This is a genomic window from Halorubrum persicum (genome assembly GCF_002727125.1).
Taxonomy (GTDB): Archaea; Halobacteriota; Halobacteria; order Halobacteriales; family Haloferacaceae; genus Halorubrum; species Halorubrum persicum.
This window is the reverse complement of the sequence record NZ_NHOA01000052.1, coordinates 1-15,180: the sequence shown is the minus strand read 5'-3', so window position 1 is coordinate 15,180 and position 15,180 is coordinate 1. Positions and strand designations below refer to the sequence as shown.

Genomic DNA, 15,180 nt, shown 5'->3' with positions numbered 1-15,180 from the left:
CAACGAAGTCGAGGAGATCGACTTCCATGGACAGAATCGATTTCCTCGGCTTCGTCCTTCTACTCCGCGATATTAGCCGATTAGATCGCTATTCACCTATGGAAACGCTGCTACCCGGGCAAACCACGGCTAGCGACAAAATGGTTACGCCGTCCGGAGATCTTCTGTTCTCACAACCGGCAGGCGGTTGGAACGTGTCTGCGGTGCGGTCGCTGTCTGACGATAGCTGACGCTCACGGAGGGCCTCGGCCGACCACTGAGGGCCGCCGGACCGGCGGCCCTCAGATTCCTCGTCTATGCGGTCACACCCGGTGGATCATACGCTTCTCCCCGATCAAGCATGTGGTAGATCGACACCAGCATCTTCCGAGCTGCTGCCACGATTGCTTTCTGTGAGTTCTTCCGGCTTGCTAATCTGTCATAGAACCGGCTCAGATACTCGTCGTTACAGGTATGGACTGCGGTGTTTGCTGCTTGGACGAGCAACCATCTCACCCGACCAGATCCACGTTTTGAGATGCTCCCTTCGATCCGCGAGTCGCCTGACTCGCGGATCACTGGGTTCAGTCCGACGTAACTGACGACCTGCTTGTCACCGTCAAACCGGTCGATCCCACCTAACTCCGCGTAGATCGTCAGCGCCGTAAAGTAACTCACACCGGGAATCGTCATGAGCAGCTGGGTCTCCTTCAGAGACCCAGCGCTCTCTTCGATGGTCTGATCAAGCTTCTGAATTTCATCGGTGAGCGACTCAATCAGGTCGAGGTACGACTCGAGCAGCGTGTCGAACGGAGTCGGGATCGAGAGTCCCCGCAGGGACTCTCGTCCCTCCACGGTTAGCGGTTTCACGTCTTCGGTGATGCCGTGATCGGAGAGGAGTCCATGGACCTTGTTGGCGTACTTGGTACGGTTTTCGACCAGGGTCTGTCGCCCGCGCACGAGTGCGCGGGCTTCCCTCACTTCCTCGGTCGGAACGTAGCTTTCAGGCACCGAGTTCAACCGTAACATCCGCGCGAGCTCTTTGGCGTCCACGCGGTCGGTTTTCTTGTCGGTGTCTGCGATCTGGTTGATCTTTTTCGGATGAGCGACAGTCACATCCAAGTGCTCCGACAGCATATCGTGGATGTGGTAGTAGTTGGAGGTCGCCTCAAGCACGGCTTGTGCGCCGGCGTACCGCTGGGCGAGGTCGTCGAGGTTCGCGTTCTCGACGCGAACCTCTTCGACGATCTCTCCAGCCTCATCCATCACTGCCACCTGTGCGTACCGTTTGTGGATGTCGATTCCGAGGTACATGGTTCGTTCACCCGGGACGCCAGTGCGTGAAGCAGAGATTCACCTATTCGGGCTTTCCCGGATGCCGCGGGGCGCGGCATACGGGCTGTCACGCCCATGACTCGGCTCCTTTCGCACACGGACCAGTCAACACGACGTGCTCGAAGGCACGGAATAGCGATCGGTCTCTTGCGCCCCATGTCTTGTTTCACGCTCTGCTAGGGTAGCAGCGTTTCCATCGAGTCAACACAGCAGTTTCTTTCGCATTCTCAAGATGCGTATCACCCCCTCTAATCATCAACGACCGTACCAAGTTCTCGATGAAAGGGTGCCAGTTGAGAGGGTGCAGAACTAGACAGTTCCCAGGGAACCAACTCATGGACTCTTTGACTGATTTGTCGCTGATATTCTCCGCCAATCTGCGTAAGAGCACTCCTAAAAAATATATTTTGACTGATATATCCCGGTCGATTTTTTATCCTTCACGTGCCCTTTAGATGTAGCGAACCGCAGGACAGCATCGCCGTATTTCAGAATCGTTCGATAACCGAACGAAATCAAATCCGCGCACCGGGGGTCTTTTTATAAACGACCCGCCGCTGTCTGTCGGATTCTAATCGTTCGGAAAACGAATGGGCGCTGCAGGATTTGAACCCGCGACAGCTTGGTCCGAAGCCAAGCACTCTATCCAGACTGAGCTAAGCGCCCGTACGACTCGCTACTTCGGTGAGGATGTTAAGTCCCGCGATTCGGAATCGGTATGGACCGGATGAAGTCGATGTCGGCGATCTCGGATCCACGGGCGATCAAAAAGAATATTATCGGGAGCCAGCATGGTTTCCCTAGTAGATGTGTCTTGGTCGCACGGCGTCACTGCCGAACGAGTGGCCCGAGTCGGTTCCGTCGTCGCTGAGGTACGCCCATGTATGACCTGAGGCCACACTTCGACGAGGAGGTTGAACCCGGGACGAACCTCCTTCTCACCGGACCGCCGCTCACCGGGAAGCGGTCGCTGATGATGGACCTGTTGGCAGCGGGGACCGAACGCGGCGACGGTTCGATCGTCGTCACCACGAAGGACGGTGCCGACCGCGTCCTGAAAGATTACCAGAAACGGACGCCGTACGAGGGGAAGCCGGTTGCCGTCGTCGACTGCGTCACCCGCCAGCAGGGCGTCAACGACGCGCGCGAGTCCGACCGGATCAAGTACGCCTCGTCGCCCGTGGACATGACGGGCATCGGGATCAAGCTCTCAGAGTTCCTGCAGGCGTTCGGCGACCGGGGGATCGAACAGAACCGCGTGATGGTCCACTCGCTGTCGACGCTGTTGATGTACTCTGACCTCCAGACGGTGTTCCGCTTTCTCCACGTGTTTACCGGACGGATCCAGAGCGTGAACGGGCTCGGGCTGTTCAGCATCGACTCGACCTCCCACGACGAGAAGGCGATGAACACCCTCAAACAGCTCTTCGACGGCGTCATCACCGTCCCCGAAGACGGCGAACCCGAGATCCGGCTGCCCTGAGGCCCGGAGAGAGGGTCAGGTATCGGACCGCTGGTACGGTGGGGTGTCAGTACCGAGGTTTCCGAATTCTTTACGCTTCGCGCTCGCGTACGCACACTCATGCCCCTCACCGACGACGAGAGCCTCGATGAACTGCTCGACGCCGACACGATCGCCGTGGTCGGCTGTTCGACGACATCCGGGAAGGCCGCACACGACGTGCCGGCGTACCTCCAGCGCCACGGCTACCGCGTGATTCCGGTGAACCCCTTCGCAGACGAGGTGCTCGGGGAGCCGGCGTACGACGAGCTGGCCGCTGTCGAGGCCGACGTGGACATCGTGAACGTGTTTCGCCCGAGCGAGGAGGTGCCGGAGATACTCGACGCCGTACGCGAGCGACACGCGGAGCGCGGCGACGCGGGCGCCGCGTGGCTGCAGTTAGGGATCAGCCACGACGAGGCGGCCGCGGCGGCGGAGGCAGACGGGATCGACGTCGTCCAAGACCGCTGTATGAAGGTCGAACACGGGCGACTGCGCGGGTAACGGCGGCGCCGGGCGCCGCGCTACCCCTCCCATTCCTCGAAGGATCGGTACACGCCCTTCGAGAGGTATCGCTCCGAGGAGTCGGGGAACACGGTGGCGACCGTCTCGTAGGGGGCGTCGATCGCGCCGTCGCGGATCCCGCGAGCGACCCGCTTGGCCGCGATCGCGTTCGCGGCCGCGGAGGAGGCGACCAGCTGTCCCTCTTCGGCGGCGAGTCGACCCATCTCTTCGTGGACCTCGCGGTCGGGGATGGAGCGGATATCGTCGACGAGTTCCGGGTCGAACAGCTCGTTCCGCTCGATGTCGTGAGTGCCGATCCCCTCGGTCTTGTACTCCTCGTGTTCCACGTCCTGGCCGAGGAACTCGCGGTACGCGGAGCCGGCGGGCTCGACGGCGACGACGTGGGTGTCGGGGTGGCGGTCACGGAAGTAGCGGGCCATCCCCATCAGCGTCCCGCCCGTCCCGCAGCCGGCGACGACGGCGCCGACCTCGTCGTCGAGCGCGTCGCCGATCTCGGGGGCGGTGGTGGCGTAGTGCGCCTCGGCGTTGAGCGGGTTCGAGAACTGCTGGGGGACCACGGCGTCGTCGAGCTCGTCGGCGATCTCGTGGGCGCGGCCGATGGCGAACCCCATCCCGTCCTCGCTCGGGGTGTTGACAACCTCGGCGCCGAGCGCGCGCATCAGCTGCTGTTTCTCCACGGAGAACCGCTCGGGGACGACGAACACCGCGTTCAGGCCCAGCTGGTTCGCCGCGACGGCCAGCCCGATCCCGGTGTTGCCGGCGGTCGGCTCGACCACGGTGCCGCCCGCTCCGACGTCGCCGCGTTCCAGCATGCGTTCGAGCATGTATTTCCCGATGCGGTCCTTGATGCTCGCACCGGGGTTGAACGACTCCAGCTTCGCGTACACCGGTACCTCGTCCGGGGAGTCGTGCACCCGGACGAGCGGCGTCTCCCCGATCGTCTCCAACACCGACGACAGGGGCTCCCGATGGGTCGTCATATTCCCGCAATCGTTGCCGGCCCTTTTCGGTGTTTCCATGAGCGGTAGGGCGGCCTCCGCCCCCCGACTTCGGCGGGCGTTGCCGCGGTCCGGGGGTCCGATACGGGCGATCACCGGTGTGAGAAAAACGGATCGGACCGCGGACGTGAGCGAGTGACGGGGATCGAACAAACTTATGCCCCTCGTCCGGTTCCGAAGAGGTATGAGCGAGACCGATGCGCAGGCCGACGTGACGGTCGTCCTTCCGGACGGATCAGAGCTGGACGTTCCGGCGGGGGCGACAGTCGAAGACGTGGCCTTCGAGATCGGCCCCGGGCTCGGTCGCGACACGGTCGCGGGGAAGATCGACGGCGAACTCGTCGAAAAGCACGCCGAAGTCCACGACGGCGCGCGGATCGAGATCGTCACGGACCAGTCCGACGAGTACCTGACGGTGTTGCGCCACTCCGCGGCTCACGTCTTCGCACAGGCGCTCCAGCGGCTCTACCCGCAGGCGACCCTCACGATCGGTCCCCCGACCGACGACGGCTTCTACTACGACGTGACCGACGTGGACCTCGACGAGGGCGATCTCGACGCCATCGAAGACGAGATGGACGACATCATCGAGGCCGACTACGACATCGAGCGCGAGGTTCGGTCCCGCGAGGAGGCCAAGGAGATCTACGCCGACAATGAGTACAAACAGCAGATCCTCGACGAGGAGGCCGACGACGAGGAGGTCACCTTCTACGTGCAGGACGGCTGGCGAGACCTCTGTCAGGGCCCCCACGTCGAGTCGACCGGCGAGGTCGGCGCCGCGACCCTGTTGGAGGTCTCGGCCGCCTACTGGCGCGGCGACGAGGACAACGACACGCTCACTCGCGTGTACGGGACGGCGTTCGCCTCGGAGTCCGACCTCGAAGAGCACCTGGAGCTGCGCGAGGAGGCGTTAGAGCGCGACCACCGGAAGATCGGGCAGGAGATGAACCTCTTCTCGATCCCGACGGTGACCGGCCCCGGCCTCCCGCTGTACCACCCGCCGGGGAAGACCGTGCTCCGCGAGCTGTCCGACTTCGCGAACGAGCTCAACCGCGACCACGGCTACGAGGAGGTCGAGACGCCCCACGTGTTCCGGACCGAGCTGTGGAAGAAATCCGGGCACTACGAGAACTACAAGGACGACATGTTCCTCCTCGACGTGAACGACGAGGAGTACGGGCTCAAGCCGATGAACTGCCCGGGCCACGCGACGATCTTCGACCAGCAGTCGTGGTCGTACCGGGACCTCCCGCAGCGCTACTTCGAGAACGGGAAGGTGTACCGGAAAGAGCAGCGCGGCGAGCTCTCGGGGCTCTCGCGCGTCTGGTCGTTCACCATCGACGACGGCCATCTGTTCGTCCGCCCCGACCAGATCCGGCAGGAGATCGAGTCGGTGATCGAGATGATCTTCGAGGTCGTCGAGACGCTCGACCTCGACGTGGAGGTCGCGCTGGCGACCCGTCCCGAGAAGTCCGTCGGCGGCGACGAGATCTGGGAGTCCGCGGAGGAACAGCTCCGCGACGTGCTCGAATCCGGCGGCTACGACTACGACGTCGAGCCCGGCGACGGCGCCTTCTACGGCCCGAAGATCGACTTCGGCTTCGAGGACGCGCTGGGGCGCGTCTGGGACGGGCCGACGGTCCAGCTCGACTTCAACATGCCCGACCGGTTCGATCTGACCTACACGGGCGAGGACAACGAGGACCACCAGCCGGTGATGATCCACCGCGCGCTGTACGGGAGCTACGAGCGCTTCTTCATGGTGCTCATCGAGCACTTCGACGGCGACTTCCCGCTGTGGCTCGCGCCCGAGCAGGTCCGCATCCTCCCCGTCTCCGACGAGACGCTCGGCTACGCGCACCGCGTGAAAAACGAGCTGGAGGACGCCGGCTTCCGCGTCGAGGTCGAGGACCGCGACTGGACGGTCGGCCGCAAGATCCGGGCGGGCCACGACGACCGCCTCCCGTACATGGTCATCGTCGGCGACGACGAGCAGGAGGCGGGGACCGTCTCGGTCCGCGACCGCTTCGAGAACCAGCGCGGCGACGTCGACCTCGACGCGTTCGTCGATCACCTCGCCGACGAGCGCGACGCGAAGCGGACGGAGCCGGACTTCGTCGACGAGAGCTAACCCGTCCGACTCACTGACCGGCGGGTTCCGTCGTGTTTTTGGCGCTCCTCTGGATACCCCCCTCCATGGGTGACACATCCGTGCTGACCGAGCGCGAGAACGACGTACCGGACGTGGGCGAGCTGACGCCGCCGGACCGGACGCTGATGGGGCCGGGGCCGAGCGACGTCCATCCCCGCGTGTTGAAGGCCATGAGCACGCCGCTGGTCGGCCACCTCGACCCCTCGTTCGTCGAGATCATGAACGAGGTTCAGGAACTGCTGCGCTACACGTTCCGGACCGACAACCAGTGGACGATCCCGGTGTCGGGGACGGGGTCGGCGTCGATGGAGGCGGCCGTCGGCAACCTCGTCGAGCCGGGCGACACGATGTTGGTCCCCACGAACGGCTACTTCGGCGGGCGGATGAAGTCGATGGCGGAGCGCGCGGGCGGCGAGGTCGTCGAGATCGACGCCCCGTGGGGAGAACCCCTCGATCCCGTCGACGTTGAGCGCGCGTTCGACGAGCACCAGCCGGACGTGTTCGGCTTCGTCCACGCGGAGACCTCGACCGGGGTCCTCCAGCCGAACGTCCCCGAACTGACCGATATCGCGCACGACCACGACGCGTTCGTGATCGCCGACTCCGTCACCTCGCTCGGCGGCGTCGAACTGCGGGTCGACGAGTGGGACATCGACGTGGCCTACTCGGGCCCGCAGAAGTGCCTCTCGTGTCCGCCCGGCGCGAGCCCGCTCACCCTCAACGACCGCGCGATGGACAAGGTGCTCGACCGGGACGAACAGCCCCGGTCGTGGTACCTCGACCTCTCGCTGTTGGAGGGCTACTGGGGCGAGGACCGCGCGTACCACCACACCGCGCCGATCACGAACGTGTACGCGCTCCGCGAGGCGCTTCGGCTCGTCGCCGAGGAGGGGATCGAAGCGCGGTGGGCGCGCCATCGAGAGGTCGCCGGCGATCTGAAGGCGGGCCTGCAGGAGTTAGGCCTCGAGATGAACGCTCCCGACGAGTACTGGCTCCCGAGCCTGAACGCGGTGCGGGTGCCCGACGGGATCGACGACGGCGCCGTCATCGACCACCTCCTTGCAGAGTACGACCTGGAGATTGCGTCCGGACTGGGCGACCTCGAGGGCGACATCTGGAGGATCGGCTGCATGGGCTACTCCGCCCGCCCGAAGAACGTCGAGTACGTCCTCGCGGCGCTGGAGGACGCGCTGGCGGAGCAGGGGTTCTGAGCGGTTCGGGTCACAGAGGGGCCGCGGTGGGTCCGAACTGCCGACCACCGACCACGACTGCCGACCACCGACCACGACTGCCGCCTCGTCCACCGCCCGCCGAGAGATTTATCAGTGAGCGTCTCTCTCCTCGCTAAGGGTATGAACGATCTACGAACCGGACTGAGCTACGGCGACGTGCTGCTCGTCCCGCAGCGGTCGCCGGTCGACAGCCGGAGCGAGGTGGACCTATCGACCCGGCTCACGCCGGGCGTCGAACTGGAGACGCCGCTGGTCTCGGCGGCGATGGACACCGTCACCGAGGCGGAACTGGCGATCGAACTCTCTCGTGCCGGCGGCCTCGGCGTGCTCCACCGCTTCCTTACCGCCGACGAGCAGGCGGCGCAGGTCGAAGACGTGGCCGCTGCGGGCGAGCAGGTGGGCGCCGCAGTCGGCATCGACGAAGACTACGTGGCCCGGAGCGCGAAACTGGTCGCCGCGGGCGTGGACGCCCTCGTCGTCGACGTCGCGCACGGGCACATGGACCGGACCGTCGCCGCGGTCGAGCGCCTCGACGACGAGTTCCCGGAGACGGACCTGATCGCCGGGAACGTCGCCACGCCCGCCGGCGTCGAGGACCTCGCGGCGGCCGGCGCCGACTGCGTGAAGGTCGGGATCGGTCCGGGCTCCCACTGCACCACGCGGAAGGTCGCCGGCGCCGGCGTCCCACAGCTGACCGCGGTCGACGACTGCGCGACGGCGGCGGAGGAGCTTGACGTGACGATCTGCGCCGACGGCGGGATCCGCACCTCCGGCGACGCGGTGAAGGCGCTGATGGCGGGCGCCGACACCGTCATGCTCGGAAGCCTCTTCGCCGGGACGGAGGAGGCGCCTGGTGCGGTCGTCGAGGTCGACGGGACGCGGTACAAGCGCTCGCGCGGGATGGCGACGACCGCCGCCGCGGAGGAGCGCGACGACAAGGGAGCCGACGTGGGCGCCGACGAGGGCGTCGAGGCGCTGACGCCGTACAAGGGCCCGGTCGCGACGGTCGCAGGGGAGTTCTGTCAGGGGATCCGCTCGGGGCTCTCGTACTGCGGCGGGCACACGATCGAGCAGGCCCGCGACCGAGCCGAGTTCATCCGGGTCGCGCCCGGGGCGAAGGAACGCGAGGGGTTCCACACCGACGACGACTGGGAGGGGATCAGCGTGGACAGCGAGACGAAGCGAGTCGCGGACTCGACCGGCGGGCCGGCCGCCGAGAGCGACGACTGAGGTGTCGAGTGGATAACTGCGGGGATGTGAATGTGAGGCGCCCCCACGGATAGCTTTTCACGCCCGACGGATACCGTCGGTGCATGACCGATGCCTTCGGACGCGCGGTCCGCGATCACCACCGCGGCGACCGGACCGACCCGCTCAGGCAGGGCGACGGCGAGGAGACGCGCGAGCATCCGATCGAGGCGTTCTACTTCGACGCGTTCGACCCCGAGAGCGACGCCGGATCGTGGTTAGCGTCGCGGCTCGAGGGGCCGGTCGTCGACCTCGGTGCCGGGGCGGGTCGCCACGCGCTGTGGGCGCAAGAGCGGTTCGAGACGGTCGCCGTCGAGACCAGCCCGGCGCTCGTGGAGACGATGCGCGACCGCGGCGTCGAGGACGCTCGCGAAGGCGACATGTTCGCCCTCCGAGACGCGTTCGAGCGCGACCGGTTCGCGTCGGCGCTCGCGATCGGCACGCAGATCGGACTGTCCGGGTCGATGGGCGGGCTCTCGGCGTTTCTCGGTGATCTCGCGTTCGTGACGACGCCCGACGCGACCGCCGTGGTCGACTGTTACGATCCGTCACACCCCGAGGCGACGGCGCTCCTCGGATACCGCGGGGATCCGACGCCCGGGCTCGCGCACCGCGTCATGTGGTTCTCGTACGCCGGCACGACCGACCCGACGCTCCACTTCAGGCTGTTCTCCCCGGACCGGCTCCGCGAAGCGGCGCTCGGAACGAGGTGGGAGGTCGACGCGATCGATCGCAGCGGGACCGGGGACGGACCGCATTACCGGGCCGCGCTGCGAAAGCGGTAGGCGGGCCTCGGCGTGCTATTGTGGGGAGCTCCCCCTCCGTCGGAGTTATGAGGCGGCCGAGCGGACGAACGGGTATGGGCGACCCGGCCTGCGACCGTCGATTCTGTTCGGAATGCGACCTCGCGGTCTCTCGCGCCGACGAGGTCTGCCCGGAGTGCGGCGCGCGGCTCGAGGACGCCGAGGGGTGAGGGCGGGCGCTCGCCGCCACGCTCCGCGAGCGCGTGCGCCGTCGCGTCGTCGAGAGTCGACATGCAGGCACCGTCGTCGGCAGACTGCATAAAGGACTCACGCCGCGGTGCACGACGAGCTCATTCGGCGACCCGCGAGCGGCCGGGCTCTCGCCGGTCAGCGTCTGAACGAGGTGACGTGTCGGTGATTCGGATCCGCGCGCATATCCACGTGACCGCAGTCGTCACACCGCCACACGTACGCCGCCAGCTTCACCGTCGGTGCCTCGCCGTCGGCCCCCCCGGTCCAGTCTCGGCCGCACCGCGCACACTCGTCCGGGCGGTACTTGCTCTCGATCGACGGTCCGTCGTCGGTGTCGTCGACACCGGTGACCGTGATCCCGTCCGCGACGGCGCGGACATCCTCGTCGCTCATCCGCGGGCGAAGGCCGTTCAGGTACCCCTCGAGCCGCGCTGCCCGATCTCGCAGGCGCTCGTACCGCTCGTTGTCGCGTCCGTCGCTGCTGCCCTGCCACTCGTACGCCGAGACCAACACCGTGGTCCGGTAGTACTGATCGAGCAGCAGGTGGTAGTTCGCCCGGTGAAACAGCGTCTCGACGCACTCCGCCAGCTCCGTCTCGAACACGGGTCGTTCGATATTCCGGTCGTACGCCGGGGCAGGCCCCGTGTTCGATCGCTCTCGGATCCCGAGCACGCGACAGTGGGAGGCCCCCGACCGGACCGTGTCCAGGACCGCTTCGGCTTCGCCGTCGCCGAACGCCCCGTCCAACACGACGACCGCGACCCCGGCGTCGAACGCCTCGGCGAACTGCGCGGTCGTCAGCGCCCGGCGCGGATCGTAGTCGTCGAGCCAGAGCCCGTAGAGGTCCGCCCTCGTCTTGTTCGTCTCGCAGATGACGACCTCCGACGCCGGCAGCTCCACGGGGATCACCCACCCACCGCGGGGCGGGGGGCGACCCCGGCTCGCGGTCCCGTCGCCTCACTCATCGTGACTGGTCGGCGTCGGCGCCGATTCGCGCATCGATTCCGAGAGCTGCCGCGATTCGACCGAGAACGAGTGGACCGTCGCGAGGTCCTCGACGAGCGAGACGGCGGTCTCCACCGACCGTTCCGCCCGGCGGAGCTCCGTTTCCGACCCGCCGTCGGCCGCGGCGTCCAGGCGTCGCTTCGCCTCCCGCAGCGGAACGCCGAGGTCCTCGGCGAGCACTTCGCCGAACTCCGCGAGATGTCGCTCGATCTCCTGTTCGTGCTCTTTGGACTCGGTTACGTCCTGAACGAAGCTGACGGCGTGGGTCACTTCCCCGTCGGCGTCGACGACGGGTGCGACGTCGACGCGGCCCCAGAAGGGCGTCCCGTCCGCCCGGTAGAGAACGAGGGTCTCGCTGCGGCGTTCGCCCGCCTCGATCGCCGTCGCTATCGGCTGGAGGCGGTCGGTGTCCGTGTCGGGCCCGGCGAGNNCTCGCCGGCGACGGTAGCACACTCGTAGCCCGTGGTCGACTCGAACCGATCGTTGACGTACGTGATCGGGGCCGCCTCTCCGGCCCGCTCGTGGATCGCGATCCCGACGGGTGCGGTCTCGACGACGCGGTTCTTCAGCCGCAGCTCCTGTTCGCGCCGTTTCCGAACGGTGATGTCGCTCGCGATCCCGACGATGCGCGTCAGCTCTCCGTCCTCGTAGACGCCGGCCGACTGGTCGTGGACCCATCGGACCTCCCCGTCCGGGCGGACCACGCGGTACGTCTCCTCGTACGCGCCGGGGGTCTCGCGCTGCTCGGCCAGCGCCGCCTCGACTCTGTCGCGGTCGTCGGGGTGGATCGCCTCGACGAACGACGTGGGACTCTCGACGAGCGTCTCGGGATCGCGCCCCCAGACGGTTTCGTAGGAATCGGTGATGAAGTCCATCGACCCCTTCCCGGGAGTGGACAGCCAGATCACCTCGCCGGCGTTCGCCTGGATCTGATCGAGCATGCCGGCCCGGGTTTCCCGTTCGGTCACGTCGAGCGCCAGACAGATCACCCGACTGACGGTCCCGGTCTCGTCTAACGCCGGCTGGAACCACGTTTCGAGCGTCGAATCGCCGATGTCGACGAGTTCGTGAACCGCCTCGCCACCGAGGGCGGTCTCGATATCACGCCGGAGCCGGGGCCGGTCGGCGAACGCCTCCGTGACGGAGTCGCCGCGGGCGATTCGCCGTCCGAGCCCCTGGGAAAGCGTCTCTCCCCGAACCGTCGATATCGCGCCGTCGGCGTCGACCTCGAACAGCGTCAGGGGTGCGCTGTCGACCACGGTCTCGACCGCCTGTCGGAGACGCACCAGCCGGTCCTCGCGTTCGCGCCGCTCGGCCACGTTCCGCCCGATGCCGGCGATCCCCCGCGGCGTCCCGTCGGCGTCGGTCACGAGCGCGCCGGTGTACTCGATCGGGGTCGTCGTCCCGTCTTTCGCGACCAGTTCCACCTCGACCGCGGCGCTGCCGCTCTCGATCACGGTGTCGATCGCTCCGGCGATCCGGTCCTTGTCGGCGCCCGCGAAGAAATCCAGCGCGTGCATCTCGGCGAGCTCCTCGTCGTCGTAGCCGGTAACCTCCCGGAAGCGACTGTTCCAGCGCCGAAGCGTGCCGTCCGTGTCGAGCGTGTAAAACGAGTCGTCGATCGCGTCGAGGAGGCGCTCGGTCGATCTCGCGGTGAGCGACCCCTCGACCGGCGTGGTGGCGACCGTGTCCATCCGCCGAGCGAGCAGCGCCGATCGGTCGGCGTCGCCGCCGCAAACCAACACGTCCGTTGCGCCGGCGTCGAGCGCGTCGTCGACCGCGTCGTCGTCGGGGAGGAGCGCGAGCGACGGCGTGTTCGGAAACGCCTCGCGGAGTCCGACGAGGGCGTCGACGCCCAACGACCCCGTCAGCCCACAGACGATCAGTCGCACGTCCCCCGGGTCCTGTGGAGGCGTTTCGGGCAGCTGCTCTTCGACGGACAGGACGCGGTCGGCCCCGGCGACGACCGTCGACTCCGCAGCCGCTTCGCGCACCAGATCCGCGCCGGAGCCGAGGTGAACGACCGTCAGAACTGACTCTCCACGAGGCTGCATACGGATTTTGAACCCGGAGGTGGGTAAAAAGGTATAGCGCGAATTATCAGTTTTAAACACCGCAGCGGACACCGCGTGATCCACGGTGTCAGCGTTGGGGGCGCACGGCGCCACGTTCGGGTCGGACTTCGCGTAGAACGCTGCAGCGAGCGGCCGCTATCGGGCGTGGGGTCAACAGAGAGGGGGTCGGGCACGATTTGAATTCATAGAAGGCTCCGAAAAAAAATAATCTACGGGGATGCGGCCCGATGGCCGCTTCGACAGTCGTTTCCACGGAGTCTTCTCCACCTACGATCGCAAGAAGGTGTACAAATCGTATCGCAATCAATCAGATCGAGTGGAATAAGACAGGAAGTAAAGGAGAGTGCCAAGATTGCGGGGCCGACCTCATCGTTTCGGACTTTGGGCTAGAAATTCTTTGAATAATACAACTACTCGTTCTTAGTTCGGCACACGACGCTCTAATCGGTGGTGTGAGCAATCGGTTGAATTGTGTCGTCGTATCAGCCGAGACAAAGAGAGAGCAACACGGCTATATTAAGCCGCTGTGAGGTGCAGATGCGCATCACACCCGGAACGAACTGACGCCAGAATTAACGATTATTCTCAAACCCTCTCATGGCGCTACCTACTGGATCTTGGTATATTACCCACTAACGGCCTGTCTTGTAACCGCCTGACTCGGAATCCGTCTGTGAGAAAGCGGGCCGGACCACCGATTCTGTTACTCGCGATCGACGCCGAACTGTTCCGGGCTCACCTTCTCGTACATCTCCAGCCGGTCGTAGAACTCGTCAGTCACCGTGTCGGGCATCGTCACCCGAAACCGATGCTCGTCCCACGTCTCATGGCTCGTGATGACCAATTCTCTCAGGTCCAGATCGGGATTCACCTTAATGCACCAGTCCGATTTGTGAAGACAGTAGACGTGATCGAGCGGAAATTTGAGCGCGTTCGTCGTTTTGTTAACGTAACGAGTCTCTATCGAGATTGTCTCGAACGGGTCAAAGCCGACCGGATCGGGAATCGTACCATCGGCATTGCGAACGAGTTCCTGCGCCTTCATCATACACCGATCGACACAGGTATGCTTCAAAAGTGTACTCAGAACCCGGACTGAAAGTGGAAGTATACATACTCGACCGCCGATCAGAACTGGTCCCGCGGCGCCGCTTCAGTCGAGCGTGCCCTGTTGAAACACCCCCTGATAGTTTACTGAGCATGTGCTGAATACAGGGGATGCAGTCAGCACTATGACGGTAGAAGCAGTCTCAGAGGTATCAAAGAATGTCTTCCGACTCAGTCCAGATCACGGAGTATGATTTCTCCCGTGACCCCTCTCGGATCGACTGAAACGATGTATGTCCCTGTGGTTGGCACTTCGAAGGTTTCGTCCGTTTGACTGTCGCTTGTACTCGCGATTTCTTCGCCTGTGTCAGCATGGTGAACGTATCCACCGATGCTGCCGGGACCGTCGTCTGTTGATTCAACCTCGAGCCGCATTCGATTGCCCTCTTCTAATTCTACTTCCCACTCCTTTGTCGGTGAAGTAGCCGAGAGCTGCGTCTCGTGCAGCACTGCGTCCCCCTGTGTACATCCTGAAAGTGTTGTGGCTGTCACCACGCCTACCACCGCACTGAGATATGTCCGCCTGATCATGTCTCCCCGTTATGTTCACTCGATCACATAATCATTTCTATTATTAACATGAGTGATAATGTCTGTCGATGATTTGTTCACGCAATCGATTCGTGTCCAACTTTATCGGTACCGGCGTTCCAGGTCGGCGGATCCACGTGCGTTCAAAATATCTAGGTTCACGCCCTCCATCCCGCGGGAGGGGTGGGGGGCTGGCGCACGCGCGAGTGCGAGTTCCGCCAGCGACGCGGTTCGCCGCGATCTGATCGAAAACAGAACCTGAACGGTGTAGAGACGTTGAGACCGTTCTGGTTAGACCCGGTCAATGTGGTCGTAAACGCGTTCTGTCGTCTAGTTAGTGTGCGAGTTTGGGATTCAATACAGAGAATCCCAAACTCGTTTTGCCCTGTTGAAGTATACCTGCTTTTGGTACTGTTTTGATTCTCAGCACTACTTAGCAGGCCCAAATAGACGGCCCTCTTGAAACCCTCTTCTTCTGCTGTGTTGAATAGATG

At 64.7% G+C, this 15,180-nt stretch carries 13 protein-coding genes and 1 tRNA gene; 6 read left to right on the top strand and 8 right to left on the bottom strand.

What is annotated here, in order from left to right:
* Window positions 1–294: 294 nt before the first annotated feature.
* Window positions 295–1,293: an IS110 family RNA-guided transposase gene (locus DJ69_RS08110; RefSeq protein WP_099255163.1), complete on the bottom strand. Its 999-nt coding sequence runs from the start codon at window positions 1,291–1,293 to the stop codon at window positions 295–297.
* 612 nt (window positions 1,294–1,905) lie between these two features.
* A tRNA-Arg gene (locus DJ69_RS08105) sits at window positions 1,906–1,980 on the bottom strand.
* A 214-nt stretch (window positions 1,981–2,194) separates the two neighbouring features.
* Between DJ69_RS08105 and DJ69_RS08100 the strand changes: the two genes are divergently transcribed.
* Together DJ69_RS08100 and DJ69_RS08095 are read left to right on the top strand one after the other, a co-directional pair.
* Window positions 2,195–2,797, top strand: coding sequence for an RAD55 family ATPase (locus DJ69_RS08100; RefSeq protein ID WP_099255162.1), 603 nt, complete (start codon window positions 2,195–2,197; stop codon window positions 2,795–2,797).
* A 99-nt stretch (window positions 2,798–2,896) separates the two neighbouring features.
* Window positions 2,897–3,319 carry a CoA-binding protein gene (locus tag DJ69_RS08095; protein WP_099255161.1) on the top strand — a complete coding sequence of 141 codons (423 nt, stop codon included), beginning with the start codon at window positions 2,897–2,899 and terminating at the stop codon, window positions 3,317–3,319.
* A gap of 20 nt (window positions 3,320–3,339) precedes the next feature.
* Here DJ69_RS08095 and DJ69_RS08090 read toward each other — a convergent pair whose 3' ends face one another.
* Entirely contained in the window at window positions 3,340–4,320 is a 981-nt protein-coding gene (locus tag DJ69_RS08090; protein ID WP_099255160.1) for a PLP-dependent cysteine synthase family protein, read from the bottom strand.
* 175 nt (window positions 4,321–4,495) lie between these two features.
* On the opposite strand from DJ69_RS08090, the gene thrS reads away from it, so the two are divergent.
* The 4 genes from thrS (at window position 4,496) to DJ69_RS08070 (ending at window position 9,758) form a co-directional block, all read left to right on the top strand.
* Window positions 4,496–6,472 (top strand): threonine--tRNA ligase, encoded by a 1,977-nt coding sequence (gene thrS / locus DJ69_RS08085; RefSeq protein WP_180271762.1) that lies wholly within the window; start codon window positions 4,496–4,498, stop codon window positions 6,470–6,472.
* 65 nt (window positions 6,473–6,537) lie between these two features.
* Entirely contained in the window at window positions 6,538–7,704 is a 1,167-nt protein-coding gene (locus tag DJ69_RS08080) for a pyridoxal-phosphate-dependent aminotransferase family protein (RefSeq protein ID WP_099255158.1), read from the top strand.
* Window positions 7,705–7,845: 141 nt separating this feature from the next.
* On the top strand, window positions 7,846–8,955 hold the full coding sequence (locus DJ69_RS08075) for a guanosine monophosphate reductase (RefSeq protein WP_099255157.1): 1,110 nt from the start codon (window positions 7,846–7,848) through the stop codon (window positions 8,953–8,955).
* Between the two features lie 83 nt (window positions 8,956–9,038).
* Window positions 9,039–9,758: a methyltransferase domain-containing protein gene (locus DJ69_RS08070; protein WP_099255156.1), complete on the top strand. Its 720-nt coding sequence runs from the start codon at window positions 9,039–9,041 to the stop codon at window positions 9,756–9,758.
* Window positions 9,759–10,103: 345 nt separating this feature from the next.
* Here DJ69_RS08070 and DJ69_RS08065 read toward each other — a convergent pair whose 3' ends face one another.
* The 5 genes from DJ69_RS08065 to DJ69_RS17850 form a co-directional block, all read right to left on the bottom strand.
* Entirely contained in the window at window positions 10,104–10,868 is a 765-nt protein-coding gene (locus DJ69_RS08065; protein WP_245851572.1) for a response regulator receiver protein, read from the bottom strand.
* A 57-nt stretch (window positions 10,869–10,925) separates the two neighbouring features.
* Window positions 10,926–11,426 carry a PAS domain-containing protein gene (locus DJ69_RS18800; RefSeq protein WP_245851571.1) on the bottom strand — a complete coding sequence of 167 codons (501 nt, stop codon included), beginning with the start codon at window positions 11,424–11,426 and terminating at the stop codon, window positions 10,926–10,928.
* Window positions 11,360–12,667 carry a PAS domain S-box protein gene (locus DJ69_RS08060; protein ID WP_449404441.1) on the bottom strand — a complete coding sequence of 436 codons (1,308 nt, stop codon included), beginning with the start codon at window positions 12,665–12,667 and terminating at the stop codon, window positions 11,360–11,362. The genes DJ69_RS18800 and DJ69_RS08060 overlap by 67 nt, the downstream gene beginning before the upstream one ends.
* 1,084 nt (window positions 12,668–13,751) lie before the next feature.
* On the bottom strand, window positions 13,752–13,919 hold the full coding sequence (locus DJ69_RS18320; RefSeq protein WP_180271761.1) for a hypothetical protein: 168 nt from the start codon (window positions 13,917–13,919) through the stop codon (window positions 13,752–13,754).
* Window positions 13,920–14,326: 407 nt separating this feature from the next.
* Window positions 14,327–14,686 (bottom strand): hypothetical protein, encoded by a 360-nt coding sequence (locus tag DJ69_RS17850; RefSeq protein ID WP_144050407.1) that lies wholly within the window; start codon window positions 14,684–14,686, stop codon window positions 14,327–14,329.
* Window positions 14,687–15,180: the final 494 nt, after the last annotated feature.

Coding starts and splice junctions, on each gene's coding strand:
- DJ69_RS08110 (WP_099255163.1), bottom strand. CDS start 1,293: ATGTACCTCGGAATCGACATCCACAAACGGTACGCACAGGTGGCAGTG.
- DJ69_RS08070 (WP_099255156.1), top strand. CDS start 9,039: ATGACCGATGCCTTCGGACGCGCGGTCCGCGATCACCACCGCGGCGAC.
- DJ69_RS17850 (WP_144050407.1), bottom strand. CDS start 14,686: ATGATCAGGCGGACATATCTCAGTGCGGTGGTAGGCGTGGTGACAGCC.
- DJ69_RS08100 (WP_099255162.1), top strand. CDS start 2,195: ATGTATGACCTGAGGCCACACTTCGACGAGGAGGTTGAACCCGGGACG.
- DJ69_RS08095 (WP_099255161.1), top strand. CDS start 2,897: ATGCCCCTCACCGACGACGAGAGCCTCGATGAACTGCTCGACGCCGAC.
- DJ69_RS08075 (WP_099255157.1), top strand. CDS start 7,846: ATGAACGATCTACGAACCGGACTGAGCTACGGCGACGTGCTGCTCGTC.
- DJ69_RS08090 (WP_099255160.1), bottom strand. CDS start 4,320: ATGACGACCCATCGGGAGCCCCTGTCGTCGGTGTTGGAGACGATCGGG.
- thrS (WP_180271762.1), top strand. CDS start 4,496: ATGCCCCTCGTCCGGTTCCGAAGAGGTATGAGCGAGACCGATGCGCAG.
- DJ69_RS08080 (WP_099255158.1), top strand. CDS start 6,538: ATGGGTGACACATCCGTGCTGACCGAGCGCGAGAACGACGTACCGGAC.